At 37.2% G+C, this 13,646-nt stretch carries 18 protein-coding genes; 12 read left to right on the top strand and 6 right to left on the bottom strand.

Annotation, left to right across the window (positions count from 1 at the left end):
- The first annotated feature begins 248 nt into the window (after positions 1-248).
- Positions 249-1,136, top strand: coding sequence for a hypothetical protein (locus R7D93_RS16010; protein ID WP_193272536.1), 888 nt, complete (start codon positions 249-251; stop codon positions 1,134-1,136).
- Between the two features lie 106 nt (positions 1,137-1,242).
- Here R7D93_RS16010 and R7D93_RS16015 read toward each other — a convergent pair whose 3' ends face one another.
- The 6 genes from R7D93_RS16015 to R7D93_RS16040 all read right to left on the bottom strand — a co-directional run bounded on the left by R7D93_RS16015 (position 1,243) and on the right by R7D93_RS16040 (position 4,869).
- Entirely contained in the window at positions 1,243-1,767 is a 525-nt protein-coding gene (locus R7D93_RS16015; protein ID WP_193272535.1) for a type II toxin-antitoxin system YafO family toxin, read from the bottom strand.
- The gene (locus R7D93_RS16020; RefSeq protein WP_182020411.1) at positions 1,734-1,871 is read right to left on the bottom strand and encodes a hypothetical protein; all 138 of its coding nucleotides are present in this window, start codon (positions 1,869-1,871) and stop codon (positions 1,734-1,736) included. Before R7D93_RS16020 ends, R7D93_RS16015 begins: the two co-directional genes overlap by 34 nt.
- A gap of 147 nt (positions 1,872-2,018) precedes the next feature.
- Complete coding sequence (locus R7D93_RS16025; RefSeq protein WP_225495902.1) at positions 2,019-2,390, bottom strand: hypothetical protein; 372 nt, start codon at positions 2,388-2,390, stop codon at positions 2,019-2,021.
- Positions 2,391-2,404: 14 nt separating this feature from the next.
- Positions 2,405-2,758 (bottom strand): hypothetical protein, encoded by a 354-nt coding sequence (locus R7D93_RS16030; protein ID WP_225495904.1) that lies wholly within the window; start codon positions 2,756-2,758, stop codon positions 2,405-2,407.
- A 19-nt stretch (positions 2,759-2,777) separates the two neighbouring features.
- Positions 2,778-3,062 (bottom strand): hypothetical protein, encoded by a 285-nt coding sequence (locus R7D93_RS16035; protein WP_225495906.1) that lies wholly within the window; start codon positions 3,060-3,062, stop codon positions 2,778-2,780.
- 1,336 nt (positions 3,063-4,398) lie between these two features.
- On the bottom strand, positions 4,399-4,869 hold the full coding sequence (locus R7D93_RS16040) for a hypothetical protein (RefSeq protein ID WP_193237678.1): 471 nt from the start codon (positions 4,867-4,869) through the stop codon (positions 4,399-4,401).
- Positions 4,870-6,594: 1,725 nt separating this feature from the next.
- On the opposite strand from R7D93_RS16040, the gene R7D93_RS16045 reads away from it, so the two are divergent.
- The 11 genes from R7D93_RS16045 to R7D93_RS16095 all read left to right on the top strand — a co-directional run bounded on the left by R7D93_RS16045 (position 6,595) and on the right by R7D93_RS16095 (position 13,645).
- Positions 6,595-6,801, top strand: a complete 207-nt coding sequence (locus R7D93_RS16045; RefSeq protein ID WP_225495908.1) for a hypothetical protein — start codon at positions 6,595-6,597, stop codon at positions 6,799-6,801.
- A complete protein-coding gene (locus tag R7D93_RS16050; RefSeq protein ID WP_176721303.1) occupies positions 6,795-6,950 on the top strand; it encodes a hypothetical protein in 156 nt (51 codons plus the stop codon). The genes R7D93_RS16045 and R7D93_RS16050 overlap by 7 nt, the downstream gene beginning before the upstream one ends.
- A gap of 14 nt (positions 6,951-6,964) precedes the next feature.
- Positions 6,965-7,138, top strand: coding sequence for a hypothetical protein (locus R7D93_RS16055; RefSeq protein WP_225495916.1), 174 nt, complete (start codon positions 6,965-6,967; stop codon positions 7,136-7,138).
- Positions 7,122-8,273 (top strand): DUF6945 domain-containing protein, encoded by a 1,152-nt coding sequence (locus R7D93_RS16060; protein WP_225495918.1) that lies wholly within the window; start codon positions 7,122-7,124, stop codon positions 8,271-8,273. The genes R7D93_RS16055 and R7D93_RS16060 overlap by 17 nt, the downstream gene beginning before the upstream one ends.
- A 162-nt stretch (positions 8,274-8,435) precedes the next feature.
- Positions 8,436-8,864, top strand: a complete 429-nt coding sequence (locus tag R7D93_RS16065) for a hypothetical protein (protein ID WP_153645747.1) — start codon at positions 8,436-8,438, stop codon at positions 8,862-8,864.
- Between the two features lie 227 nt (positions 8,865-9,091).
- Complete coding sequence (locus R7D93_RS16070; protein WP_193237674.1) at positions 9,092-9,679, top strand: hypothetical protein; 588 nt, start codon at positions 9,092-9,094, stop codon at positions 9,677-9,679.
- 364 nt (positions 9,680-10,043) lie between these two features.
- Positions 10,044-10,241 carry a hypothetical protein gene (locus tag R7D93_RS16075; RefSeq protein WP_153645745.1) on the top strand — a complete coding sequence of 66 codons (198 nt, stop codon included), beginning with the start codon at positions 10,044-10,046 and terminating at the stop codon, positions 10,239-10,241.
- 50 nt (positions 10,242-10,291) lie between these two features.
- The gene (locus R7D93_RS16080) at positions 10,292-10,801 is read left to right on the top strand and encodes a hypothetical protein (protein WP_153645744.1); all 510 of its coding nucleotides are present in this window, start codon (positions 10,292-10,294) and stop codon (positions 10,799-10,801) included.
- Between the two features lie 17 nt (positions 10,802-10,818).
- Positions 10,819-11,889 (top strand): S49 family peptidase, encoded by a 1,071-nt coding sequence (locus tag R7D93_RS16085; protein ID WP_153645743.1) that lies wholly within the window; start codon positions 10,819-10,821, stop codon positions 11,887-11,889.
- An 84-nt stretch (positions 11,890-11,973) separates the two neighbouring features.
- Positions 11,974-12,816, top strand: coding sequence for a hypothetical protein (locus R7D93_RS16090; RefSeq protein ID WP_225495920.1), 843 nt, complete (start codon positions 11,974-11,976; stop codon positions 12,814-12,816).
- A 214-nt stretch (positions 12,817-13,030) separates the two neighbouring features.
- Positions 13,031-13,645, top strand: a complete 615-nt coding sequence (locus R7D93_RS16095) for a phage baseplate protein (RefSeq protein ID WP_153645741.1) — start codon at positions 13,031-13,033, stop codon at positions 13,643-13,645.
- Position 13,646 lies beyond the last annotated feature (1 nt).

A 13,646-nucleotide genomic window follows, 5' to 3' on the forward strand; every position in this document is an offset into this window, starting at 1 on the left:
CGGGTGGTCTTGAGATACACGATAAAAACCTTCACCACATTCACAACGGTATTCTACGAGCAATGCAGATTTTAACTGTCGTGTACAATGGCTCTCAGTAAGTTTCATATTGACACCCTCACTTGCTCAAAATGCTAGGATATACCATCACTGTATTTATATACAGCATTCATTTATATTGAAAGCGTTTCGTATCTTTGTGAGAGTAACGTGTTTAACCTGAAATTATAATTAAGAGGGGATTAAAAGTGCCAAGTAAACAAGCAGAAGAACAGCATAGTAAACGTGATTGGCATGGTTCACACCTTGATTGGAACTTTTCCCCTCGAGCTTTCAGGTGGTCAGGAGAGTGTATCTACGGGGTGAATTTTCTACCTATTGCTACTGAGTTGAGAGCATGGATGCTTCAGGAAGGTCATCTATCCCTGTCACCGCCTAAACAAGCTCCTGAAAATGGAGGCTTCTATAACCCATATACGAACAGTGCAGTTACCCTGTCATTACTAATGAGTAAAGTTATTAACGAAGCTCATGATTATGCTCATGAAGTAGATCCGACCTGTGACGAGATAGAAACAGAGATAGAGAGGATTCGTTTATATAATGAAATTCTTCTGTATTCTGCAAGGATATGTGAGGTTGCAATTAAACAGCTTCTTTTTTGTACTGAGTTCCCACAAAAACTATATGGGCGAATGGCATTAGGGCAATTGCTTGAATCCCCCTGTCCAACCTGTAAACCATCGAAGGGTTTGAAAGGTCATCCTGTTTCTATGGTTGGTTCTTTGGCACACCCTTACCATTTATGTTTAGAGTTTGAACATTGTGCAATGGATCATATGAACCTTGTAAATAAACTAAGAAACTCTGAGGTAGCCCACTCGGATATTCAAGAGTTAAATATACGGACTTCCGAATTATCTAGGTTACAACTTAAAGAAGAAACTACGGACATACTTAGCGATTTTGCTCACATGCTTTCCCATGTTGAGAAGCTGGAGCAATGCATATTTCAAGACTTAGTTACTAAAGGTGAGTACATTAACCAGTTGAAGTTTAATGGTTTAAAAGCTGAAGACTGTATTTTTAGGTTAGTACCTGGAGAGGAATTGGTTTATGAAAGCTCCAACAAGTAACTTCCCTTAGTTACAAGAGTACTTGCTAAATAACATGAAGTTACACACCTAAACCAATAGCTTAAACCTTTCTTACAGGCACTAAAAAGGAGCCTATAGGCTCCTCTCATAAGGATTTTCTATACAACTCAGCCCTATCAGCCAATGCTTGCATGTATATATCGTCCTTCATTTTTTGATGAGATTTATTATCTCCAACGGGGTTGTATAGAAAATCCAATACATGAAAATATCTTGTGTTGGATTTTAAAAATGATGAGTAAAACAACAGTGTGTCACAAACCCTATAGAACTGTTCTTTTGCTTCCCAAATACTCCACGATCTAGATCCATCGAAAACATGAACATGGTGAATATTCTCATTTGCCACTTTTGGTTTAGGGAATCGGTTAGCAGTATCTTTACCAAAGAAACTATTCTGAGGTTCATAGTCCTTTTGGATATCTTCACTCGGCGCTGGCATATCCTCATCACTTGATGAACATTTGTAGTCTATAAAGTCTGTATAAACTTTCGTTAATGCTTCGCCGTCATCTAATTTGGCATCTAACGTAAAAACTAAAGAGTGACTCTCTTTATAGTCAAACTGCTGTCTTTTTATAAAGATGTCACTGGAGACTTCACTTTCCATTTTTCTAAAGACTGCTCCTTCGTTCGCCTAACGCTTTGTACAGCTTTTGCGAACTCTTCAGCCTGTAGAGCAGTTGGACGTGTTTTATTTGTACGTTTTTTCATGGTAAAACCTCCACACTTAATGTGTCCGTAAGAGTATAATATTTATACATTCCAATATCAACCAAGAGTATCTTGATAAAATGTTATAGCACAACCTATACCCGAGCATACTTCAAGGCAGCTTATCTAGAGTACAGGGGATGTACGCTAATTACTTTGTCCAAATCCTATTATGATCTCACAACCAACAACCTTTTCTTTGTTGTAGAGCTTCACAGCATCATTGAACGCTTGTGTGAGTTCTTCTTGTGTTGGTGGCGAAAAAGGTAAGCCTGTATTTTCAACAAATTGTTGTAGTACAAAAATCAAATGGTTGAACCCGCCTAGTTTAAGAATTTCGAACAGTGATCCATGTTCACTCAGAATGAAATCATACAAAACTTGGTGTGTTTCGGTAGAGGTTAGGCTGATTAATGGACAGTACACCCCTTTCTCTTGGATCTCTTCTTCACTGTAACCAAGGTGTGTTAAGTATCTGTACAGCAGTGAGATGTGCTCACCAATAAGTCGAATTTGCATAGTACACCTCTCGATTAAAGTTTAGGGAGAAGAGAAGATTTACTATCTTTTGGTGCTGTCTTTTCTGCTTCTTTGACAGCTTCAAGAGCTAAGACAATCTGCTCACTGTCTTTGATAGATTTTTCTAAATCTGTAACCATTGATAAGGCCATTTGAACCGCTTTCAATTGGACTCCTGAAATATCCTTGTTCTTACCCGTGGCAGCGTCGAGGATAACCTTTGTGAGCTTTGGGAATGCTTTCGTGAGATCACCTAAGCTTTTATTTTTCTGCGTAATCAGGTCTAGGATTTGATCTAACTGTTGGTCAAGAATTCGCTGGTTTGTATTTTTTGGTTGAACTGGGATGTTCACTGTTACGGCTGACATTGTGTTGTTTCCTTATTTTTTATAGTAGGTTGGCTTTTGTGTAGAGTTCGTGAGCTTCAATCTTTAGTAACTTCACTGTGTCTTTGAATCGACTAGAAACCTTGTAGACGGTTGTTAATGTCGGGGATGAGTTGTGTACGGCTGGCTGAAGTTCTACCACTTGCTTAGGTGTTAGATTCAAACCTAACAACCAGACTGTGATAACTGTACTCTCTGCGATCCGTGGTGTATCACCTATCAATGAGAACGTAAGAGCTCTTAAATCTGATTGAATTAATTCTGCAAGGCGTTGTTTTGTTGTCATTGGGATACCTTGATGTGCTGAAATATCATGAAAAAAGGTGTACTGCTTATTTTTGTGTAAATACACCAAAATTAAATATAAATTACCTATATTTCAGTAAGTTATGTGTAATTTGTGGTGTGCTGCTTAAAATTGGGGTATTTGGACTAGTTCGGGAAGGATAGAAATATTTCTATATGTCTAATTATAACATAAACAGCATATTTATTCATGAAAGCCTGCATATTTATAAAATAAAATTTGACACATAAGCATTTAAAATATTGGCTCTGGTGTAGATATGGCAAAATATCTAAATGGATAGATAAGGTAATGCTGGCAAGGTTTTGAAGTTCAAAATTGAGAGATCGACTCACTGAGCACGGCACACACGCCCAGATGTGAAAACCGTAGAAATGTAGAAATATTTATGCACCTTACCTGCATACAGAAGACACTCTATTCAAACACCCCACTCTATGTACGTCCGTACAAGCACACACAGCCGTTTTAGGACAACTCGATGCAAGTGTATTCTTCACACAATTAACCTTCTCTCAGAAGCGTACATAAGCTTTAAACACTACCCTTTGCAACGGTGTTGCAGCTACAATACATTGTCACGGTGTGACCAACATAATTTCATTAAACAATACAAAAATTATTATGTGCGCACCAAACCACAATCATACACCAAGCCTTATACAGTAAGGGATTCGAGCGTTTTACTACCGTAATAATAACATTTCAAGTGCGCGATAGATCCATTATGTTAAATTAGGCTGTTCTAATATTTATGAATTGAGGTTGAATGGTGTATTTTCGATAGTTTTCTATCTTTAAAGTTGGGAGTTTTGAACAAGAAAAGTTTGAAATTATTTGCACTATATTGGGGCATTGCAAAAACAGGTAGCTTTGTATAGATACCTCACCAACATCGTATATAAAGATAAATTAGAATTTACTAATGCACTGTTCATTATCTCCCTCCCTCTAAGCACATCCTAATCAACATCAATACAATCACACCAATTCACCGCTAAAACGCTTGTCTGAGCCGCATAGAAGCATTTGCTCACCAATTACCCCACACTCACACATCCAGTGCACAAATCGACTTAATATCAGAGTATTTGCATTTATATTGCACAAATGGGTTATATGCATTTCTTGAATTATTATTCAGCATCGAATGTTGCATTTTTGGTAAACTGATTACCATTTATGAAAAGTTTTAATCTGTGGGGTAAGAATGGATAGAGAGGTTTGTTTAGCAAGTAATAAGAAACCTATCGTTAATAGGTGTATTGCTTAATTTCACTAGTAATGACCTCTTTATCATCCACTATCGACTACTTTACAGAACCAACAACGGGTCAAGAATACGCCTAGTTACTGCACTTACATCGGCACAATCTCGGATAGATTTTACTTTTAAGGCTTCTTGATAATGTGGAAATACATGATCGTAAAAGTCATCTAAAGATGGTGCATTATTCAAATCTGTAATAACCCCATTATAAACTACGGTTTTCATCTGCTTATAAGTTTCATCCCAGTTTTTACTTCTATCACTTAGATTAGAATTAGCGATAATACTAAAAGCAGTTTCTGCGTTTTCTAGATAACTCCGATCTTCAATCGGTGAGCCGATATCATTTGAATATCTGCTGATAGCAGCACATGTCAGGTTAGACGCTGTTACTCCCAAGAGCACTTGGTTTTGTTCTTCCGTTAATTCTAAGCTAGGGATAGATACCGATTCATAGTCACCACAGCCTGATATTGCTATTACCAACAACGTTGTAACGTATTTTCTTTTCATCATAAGCCTCATCTATTAATCTGTGCATCTTACGGCACCGTGGGGATCTTTCTTACAGATTGATCCGTCCGACCCCCTCAAGTTTCCGTGAGCATCTTCTCGCCACGTATTACCCTTGTTATCTCTAATGATTCCGTTTACATCAGTCTTATATATTGAGCCGTCTGAGCCTCGTATAGCTCCATGAGCGTCAACCTTATACGTTGTTCCGTCCGATGATCTAACAGTGCCTTGCGTGTCCGTCCTGTACCTTGTCTCTACCCCATTGGAGTCCTTACAACGTGTTATTCCTATCGCATCGGTTTTACAGATGCTTTCTGCTTGTCCAGTAGCCGTAAGTAAGCACATAGCAGCCAGCAATAAACGTTTCATGGTGATGTCTCAGCGTTGAACAGAGTTAAAAGTATCATGAGGTTAAGTATAGCAATGTGTTGGATTACGACACTGCGAACTCTTTGAATAACACAAGATTTATGAAAGCAACACACAGCCCCTTTAGGGGTTAGATGAACACATCACACATGGAAAGTGAAATAGCTTGTCTATGAGCTTTACAGGTGGGTTGTATCGTGAATCTTACATACACATAGATAGCGGAGCTATAAAACACATTCACTATCACGAAGTGATAAACACACAACATGTGTAAGCGGAGCTTAAAGACAACACAGGGTTTCTTTTCTTAGTGAACACAGTGAACATAGAAAACACATAAGCGTAGCGTTGAGGACGAGGTTACGAGTCTCTTCTATATAACATATTAGTAAGCCCTTTAGGGCAGACGAACACAGTGAGTCTCTGATCTTACATATCTATATATTAATATTGTTAATACAAATATTACTGTGTTGGTTAGACGAACATGGTGAGTCTTGAGTGAGCACAGCGAACGAGATCTAACATATGGTGTTTAGGACGAATGTAATGAGTCTATGAACGTAGTGAAGATCTGACATATATTGGTTTGACGAGTTTACGAGTCTCTGATCTGACTTAGTATTATCTATATATAACATAGGTGACCTCTAGCGGGCAGTTTTGAGGTTAAGATTGCCTAAATTCAGGCACTTTTACTTATTGGTAGGATAAATCTGCCTGAAATCAGGCAAAGTTTAGATATGTAGAAATAAAAGATTGCCTAAATTTAGGCAGTTTCAAAACGATGTTACCTTTTAGAATTGCCTAAATTTAGGCAGAAATACAGACTGGTTTCACAAGAGTGCAAAGTGTTGTTTCAGCTAAGAGGAAGATTAGGTAGATCACGACATTTCAAAATTAATTGAAAATAATTTCACCTTACCAAACATCATTCTATAAATAGCATTCTGTTAATCTCCTATATTTTTTATGAAAAGTCTGTGTTTGGACAGATAAAACCACTCCAATAAATTTAATATCTAACAGTTAAACGATTCCTAGTGATAAGCTCTAAAATTTGCAAAATAATCTAGTTCATGAGATTATTGAAACATCGCTAGCACAAACAAAAACAGTAGTCAATGACAAATAACAAAAGTTCTTGACAAAGATCTCATATCTTGGTATGATTATTGTATAGTTTGAAATTAACCAATCAAATTACCCTGCTCTATCGGTCATCCTGACCACCTAGTTACACCTACTCCGTAAGGTGACATCACCACAATCTAACCTTTGCAACTGTGCCTTTACACGAAGGAATCACACAGGGGCAGTTTTCGTGTATCTGCTATATAAGGAAATCTTAAAATGAACGACATTATTAATAACATTCCCCAGCTCGATTGGGATTACATCCGATACCAACTAAAGCGACTTGAGCGAGATGAGATAAAGCGCACCGCTATTGTGAGAACATCATACCGCAACCCAGATGACCTGCTCTTGTGTATGCAAAATGACATCATTCTGGCTCTTTATTACCGTCAACAGAAACAGGAGACAACAGCATGCTAACACCAGAAGAAATCAGAGAGATTGAACTTGAATGCTACCTAGAAGAAGTGGAAGCCCTAGAGGGGCAGATTCCGTGGGAATGGTTATCTAAACGACCACAAGTTAAAGAGTTAGTAAAATCGTTAGGTCTACTACCGCAAACGCACTAATAGGAGTAACACTCGTGAAAATTCAACTCAAACACCCATACGACAAATTGGTTGGTGATTTGGCAGATCAGACAGGACTCAGCCCGACTCAATTAACAATCGAGCTAATGCAGCAATTACAACGTCAACTTTCTGAAACAAGTGCCCAAGTGGAGGCAAAGGAGAATACAAGTGGTAAGCGACTATAACAAGAATATTGGATTTGTTCAGATTGATGCTAGATATACGCTGGCAACTGGATTTAAGAATAAAAAGACAGGAGAGATCATTCCTTTTGATGGTGTGGACTTCAAGATCATTACCTTTATTACTCAACGTGAAGCCTACTTCAAGAACGTTAAACATTCTCCCTACTTCGAAAGCCTAGACAGGATTTGCACTGCTGTTACTGGTAGTTCATATCGTTCTAGTGGAAGTAACAGAGCACGTATAAAAAAGCTAATGCAGATTGGTTTACTTGATGTGGCAACAACTTCTAAAGGTTCGATTAAAAATGCTGGTAAGAAGTCAATCCGAAAGCTTGATAATGTGTTGAAAGATTACGATCTGGTAAACCCTGCCCTTTCTACTTTCGATACACCAGAAGCAACCGAGCAACGTAATGAGGCTAAAGCTGAACGATTAGAAGAACAGAAAAAACGAGAAGAAGACAGAAAGCAACCTTGTTACGGAACAGAATCATACTTCACCGAACACCCACACGTCGAATGTTATATGTTTGCTCTTACGGAACCAGATGGTTATGACGACGAAACAGATGCAAATTTCGGATTTGTCGATGATATAAACACTACAACTAACGATCCATGCCCTACTTACTATATGTGTGCTGCAGAGTTAGCAAGTTACAAACAGTGTTTAATGGTGGATGAAGAAACAGAAGAACGAGAGGACGCAGCAGTATATAGTTTTGTTCAGTCTAGTGATGGAAAGCCCGAACCAGTTAAACACATGGCACCTGTTGAAGCAGCAGAGGCAACAACAACGATTGTTGAAGCACCAACAGAAGTAACAGCACCGAAAGGTGACAAGTCCAAGCTGGTCAGCCTGATCGGAAACGTTGATGTTTCAGATATAGATGTTGAATCTAAAGGAGTTGGTTGGTTTGCTGCACCACTCGCCAGAAATGAACTTGATGTTGCAGATACAAAACGTTGGTTGAAAGTGTTGCATACACATTTCTGGGATGACTACTCACCAGATCAAACAATTGTAGAGGCAATACGTCAAAAGCTCACTTGTGATTGTTGTAAAGGTAAACTCGATAACTTCGGTTGGTGTCAAGACAGCAAGTGTCCAGAAAGCGACAGGCTACCGTTCTAAATGATAAAGCATCATCCCTTCCCTTTTAAACCCTCGTCAGTGCAACGCTGACAATTAGACCAAACGCTAGACCCACAACTAAAACAAACCTGATACATGCTTGAATGAAGCACAATGTAGGGCTACTTGTATGTATCACTCCAAACAAGAGGAAACAATGATATGAACACTAATGACACTTTTATTCTTTTAAAACCAGAAGAAGCGGAAACGCTGTTCATAACTCAAGATCGAGATATTGCCCTTGATATCTTAAAAAGCTCAACACCTGAATCATTAAGCTGGTGTGAACTCGAACTCAATGAAGAAGTTCAGGAGAGCATATACTTATACCTTGATGAATGGATCGATATGAACGATATCAAGATCCCATACAAAAGGATTGAACATGGTGGTTTTGCTTATGACCCAATTACAGTAGATGAGTTTGTTATTATCCTACGTGATTACCCCGATGCTGCAAGCAAACTGATTGAACTATCAGATTTAAGAAAATATCCGGTGTTGATGGAACAATTCTCACTATTGGCAACAGAACTTGAACGTGAAGTTTATGAAATCTATCAGAAATTCCCATTGAAAGATAAGTAACAGCAGCCCAATACAACCCTCTGTAACACCCTCAGAACCTATCTAAATAAAACCTAATATATTGCCCTATCTATACGTGCTGAAACGCTTGTAGACACACTCACGCACGTAATTTGGGGCAGAAATAACTATAAGGATAATAACGTGAAGAAATACCGAATCAAAGCAATCAGAAAGAGCCGTAAACGTTTTAACTTTTCATTATTGAACAAATAAGAGGTGAACTAATGGAAGACTTAAACAACAAATATGAACTTCTATACTCAAAACTCGAACCAGTTAAGCAAGAAAAGTTAAGAAATATTGTTGATCAATGGTTGCCTCAGTATAAGCAAGATTTAAATACAGTTTTGGAAGAACACCCAAACCTACACCTTGTACAGTCCCCAGTACTAGTGCCTGTTGGTGGAGGTGTTGCAGTGAGTAAGATGCGCTTTCAAACCTATCTCAAGAATTCAAAGACAGATACAATTTTTTTGTTAGATGTTGGTTTGTATTCATATAAAGAGAAAGGAGAAAAGGAGCGTGTACCATTTATTTTAAAATGGCTGGAACGAGCATTAACGCCACGAAAGAAGAAAAAAGAACCTAAGAACCTTGTTGAACGCTTCGAGTTAATGTTGAAATCCTTCGATAACGGCAGTGACTTGAAAAAGTGTCTTGATACCCTGCACGAATTAAACATAGTTTTACGTCCACACCTTAAAAATATAATGAAAGGTGTACGAGGTGCTCCTACCGTTTACGATTGGCGTTATAAATGCAATATATCAAAAGAAAAAATTAAGACTCTTATAAACAACCTAACAGAATAACTTTTCCTAGCACAACAAAAAGCAAAAGTATATATTATTTTCAAATTTATTATTGTATAAAAATCTATTATTTGGTATAATGGTTGCATAGAGTAAATAAAAAGACATAAGACTTCTTTTATATGTTACCTCTAGTGTTGCAATGCTTCTTCAAACATTCCTCATGTTTACTCAGCTTAATAGTAGTGACGGGCACCTCCTTTCCTTTAGCTATTGTTTTAAGTTGAGGTTTTGCAAGATTGAATTGTAATCAAAATGTTTACAATACTCTATATACCCCTATTCACCTCTCCAGTGAAATAAAAATAAGTTATACCCTTACCTAATTTAAATCAAACCTAATCAAATTAATGGAGACAAAACCATGCGAAAACGGCTTTTGTATAACTCTCCTGAAGCTTTACTCGATGAGCTTATTACAGGCAAACGAACAATCCAAAATACTTACATATTACGTTATCGAGCTTTAAACGTTTATGATGACTATGAGCAATTTCAGATCATAGACGAAGCTATAAAAATGTATCAAGCATCAAACAAAATAAAATTAATCGATTTCTAATCTATCCCCTACCAATAGCAGCAACACTATAATAATAAAAAGGAAGTAACATGAAGCTAAATGAGCTTATCGAACTGTACCCACATTTTACCAAACAACAATTAATTAGACTCCGCACCACTTTCAATAATATTAAATCTAGATGTAATAGTAAAAGTCATCATCATAAGCACTATCACCATGTTGATTTCAACTTTACAGCTTTAAATTCATTTATCGACTTCATTTTAAGTGAAAAAGAAAAAGGTCGAGATTATTTTCAGATTAAAGATCCTAATATTTGTCGAATCTTTGATCAAGGGGCGTATTCCCCGACCAATTGCATTATCCGGAGCAGAAAGGCCAATATTAGAGAAAGTTCTGGATATGAATTCAAGATTTACGACAGTCTGACTGGAAAGGTCGAGTATTTTAATAGTGTGAGGCTTTTCTATGAAATCAACAAGAATGTATTAGACATTTCACTCGCTACATTATATCGACGTATCAAAGATAATAAGATTATTAATGTAAACGATGGCGTAACATTTGGCTATATCAAAATTTCCTACATCAAATAACTATAACAAGGCATATCATGAATTACCTTTCAAAAGAAATCTTATCACGACCTCAATTAGCGAGTGTTGAACTTTTTACAACTGTTAGTGAGATTCTTGAAGATCGAGAACTTCGAAAGCAATTAGCCTCTGATAATAGCGGTTTTAAATCTACAAACACTTTGATTAATAAAATTGAATCATTACCTAACACGAAGGTTTTAAATGTAGAGGGTGCGTGTACTTACCGCAGCAATCCGTATCAAATGTTGTGTGGTGGGTGCAGTTATCAAGACCTTGTATCACAAATGGAAAGCTATGCAGCTAATGGAGTTAAAACCGTTGTCATGCTTGCCGATTCTGGCGGCGGTGAGGCTATGGGAGTGTTTCAAGCTGCAACCACAATCAAACGTATTGCCAAAGAGAATAATATTAAGCTCATTGGATACTGTGATGGAATGGCAGCCAGCGCTTGTTATGCACTTTTAGCGATTTGCGAGAGCATTTATACACATCCTATGGGTCAGCTTGGTTCTATTGGTGTAGTTGTTCAGCTTACTGATACATCAAAAGCTCTTGATATGGCGGGAATTAAAAGAATTTTCGTATCTGCAGGTGAGTCCAAAATTAGCGTGAATGAATCAGGGCACTTCAAAGATGAGTTTTTAGCAGACCTTCAGCAAAGCGTCGATGAACTTTATACAGATTTTATCAATCATGTAGCATCTAACCGCCCTATGTCAGCTAAACAAGTAAGAGATACGCAAGCTAAGGTTTTCTCTGCCAATAAATGTTTAGATATTGGCTTAGTCAATGGAATCAAAACACCAGATGAGTTTCTTCAGTTTTTGAAAAATTCAAAACTACATCAACCTGTTAATTCACAAACAAAAGCGTCTACATCAACCTCTAAACCAACTTCAAGTACTTTAACTGGCTATGAACGTGCTAAAGCCGTAGCACAAGCAAGTGTTAAGCCCGTAGTCAAGAGTGATGAGCCAGAACCAGAACTAACTTATGAGCAAGAAAAGTTAGAACACAAACTCAAACTTGAAGCAGCAGTTCGTAGAGCAGCGATGAAACGTAAACAAGAACAAGGTGGTTTGTAATATGGCAGAAGAAACCAAACTAGTTTTACAGAAACTCCGTACTCTCCAATCCCTAATTAAAAAACAAAATAAGGATAACAATAAATGAGCATTGCAACCGACACCTTACCAAATATCCAAACTGTTGAAGAACTTATCAAAGAATATTATCGCACTCAAGTGACTAAACCAGAACAAATTGATCAGGAACGTGTTGATAAGGTGGTTAATTTCAACCTAGCCTCTTATAACCTTCCTTTTATCAACACGTCCGCACCTAAAGCATTTAGTTCACGTAAAGATGAAATTACATACCTTTTAAGCGGTAGCAACCTTGTTAAAGAAAATAAACTGTGTGCATATCACCACGAATTTATCCGAGAAGGATTACAACAGCTTCTAGTGACTCATGATGAATTGTTGAAAGAAGGATATAAAACAGTCTCTAGTCAAGAACACAATTTATTCCATCAATTGAGTGTTAATAAGCTTATCATGAAGAAGCATGATTGCTTGATTAAGGAAGATATTAAAACTATCAAAGAACAAGTTGTATCTCTTATTAATGAACTTTATGAGATTGAACGTAAAGAAAAAATGGATGTTGTAAAAGCAACGAATTGGGCTCAAAACAAGCATTCTGAACAGCAAGCAGCTTATGATAAAGCTATTGCTGAATTAGCAGCTAGTGAAGCTAATAGCCTAAATGATATGTATGTTAATTTCTCACAATACTTTGATAGCATTGAGTCAAGAGATTATTGGTTCTTTGATGAGTTAAAAGATATGTGTGGAAACGCCTCAAACAAAGATATCGAAGAAGTTCTTACCCATTTAAATTTCATCCCTCTTCGTAAATATCTCGCTGATGATAAACAGCATAAACTTTGGGTGAAAGAAAGTGAAGCTGAAAATCTAGACTATAAGAGTATCCAATATAACAAATAAAATGATAACTGCCCCTTTTAACTAAGGGGTGGTTTATAAAAAGCCTATGGAATTTATACAACTACCTCCCCTCCTTCTGATCCTCATCCCTATTCTAATTATCAATACCCTATTTGGTAAACCAAAAGAGAAAGATCCTAAAGAGGATTATCGAACAGTATTGAAGAAGATAAAGAAGATTGTGGATGAAGAACTGAGAAAATAAGGAAGATTTATGATTACACCCACATATATTATGGATAACAACCTTGGAAGATTTTACGCCGATGCGTTTACTGAGGTGTTACCCAGTTATCAAGCTAATGCTACCAAATACCCAGTAAGCGATAAGAGCGTTATCACTTCAAATGTAGTTAAGAGCAACCCTACATTATCACTTACCTGTTACGTTGGTAAGAATCCCCTCTCAAATATAAATGGTAATTTGTTAAGTGTTGATGACAAACGCCCTTTGAATGCGCATGAAATTCTACTCAATTGGTTTAATAGAAGCACTAAATTAACGATAGTGAATGAATTTTATAACCTCAAAGATTACGTCATTGTTAAATACACCCCTAAACAAGTTGGGACAACAGATAGTATGGAATACCGTCTGATCTTAGAGCATGTCCGCAATGTCTCTTATGAACGAGGCTACTTATTAACGTTTGCAGATGAACAAAAGACACTCGATGCTCAACGAAAAACCAACAGCACTAATAGTGGCTTTAGTGGCAAGGTGAACGAATTACCTGACCTCTATAAAGACGGTTATGTGAGTTTGATGGGGCTAGAACAAAAATCGAACGAACAAGTGATTAAAGAATTTTTTAACAGAGAAGGTTAAT

The sequence above is a fragment of the Vibrio sp. YT-15 genome (assembly GCF_033337445.1).
Classification (GTDB): domain Bacteria; phylum Pseudomonadota; class Gammaproteobacteria; order Enterobacterales; family Vibrionaceae; genus Vibrio; species Vibrio alginolyticus.

Bases quoted from the DNA above. Each gene is read 5' to 3' on its own strand.
- R7D93_RS16075 (WP_153645745.1), top strand. From the start codon at position 10,044: ATGCGAAAACGGCTTTTGTATAACTCTCCTGAAGCTTTACTCGATGAG.
- R7D93_RS16080 (WP_153645744.1), top strand. From the start codon at position 10,292: ATGAAGCTAAATGAGCTTATCGAACTGTACCCACATTTTACCAAACAA.
- R7D93_RS16025 (WP_225495902.1), bottom strand. From the start codon at position 2,390: ATGCAAATTCGACTTATTGGTGAGCACATCTCACTGCTGTACAGATAC.
- R7D93_RS16070 (WP_193237674.1), top strand. From the start codon at position 9,092: ATGGAAGACTTAAACAACAAATATGAACTTCTATACTCAAAACTCGAA.
- R7D93_RS16085 (WP_153645743.1), top strand. From the start codon at position 10,819: ATGAATTACCTTTCAAAAGAAATCTTATCACGACCTCAATTAGCGAGT.
- R7D93_RS16095 (WP_153645741.1), top strand. From the start codon at position 13,031: ATGATTACACCCACATATATTATGGATAACAACCTTGGAAGATTTTAC.
- R7D93_RS16045 (WP_225495908.1), top strand. From the start codon at position 6,595: ATGAACGACATTATTAATAACATTCCCCAGCTCGATTGGGATTACATC.
- R7D93_RS16040 (WP_193237678.1), bottom strand. From the start codon at position 4,869: ATGATGAAAAGAAAATACGTTACAACGTTGTTGGTAATAGCAATATCA.
- R7D93_RS16090 (WP_225495920.1), top strand. From the start codon at position 11,974: ATGAGCATTGCAACCGACACCTTACCAAATATCCAAACTGTTGAAGAA.
- R7D93_RS16065 (WP_153645747.1), top strand. From the start codon at position 8,436: ATGAACACTAATGACACTTTTATTCTTTTAAAACCAGAAGAAGCGGAA.
- R7D93_RS16035 (WP_225495906.1), bottom strand. From the start codon at position 3,062: ATGACAACAAAACAACGCCTTGCAGAATTAATTCAATCAGATTTAAGA.
- R7D93_RS16030 (WP_225495904.1), bottom strand. From the start codon at position 2,758: ATGTCAGCCGTAACAGTGAACATCCCAGTTCAACCAAAAAATACAAAC.
- R7D93_RS16050 (WP_176721303.1), top strand. From the start codon at position 6,795: ATGCTAACACCAGAAGAAATCAGAGAGATTGAACTTGAATGCTACCTA.
- R7D93_RS16020 (WP_182020411.1), bottom strand. From the start codon at position 1,871: ATGAAAAAACGTACAAATAAAACACGTCCAACTGCTCTACAGGCTGAA.
- R7D93_RS16015 (WP_193272535.1), bottom strand. From the start codon at position 1,767: ATGGAAAGTGAAGTCTCCAGTGACATCTTTATAAAAAGACAGCAGTTT.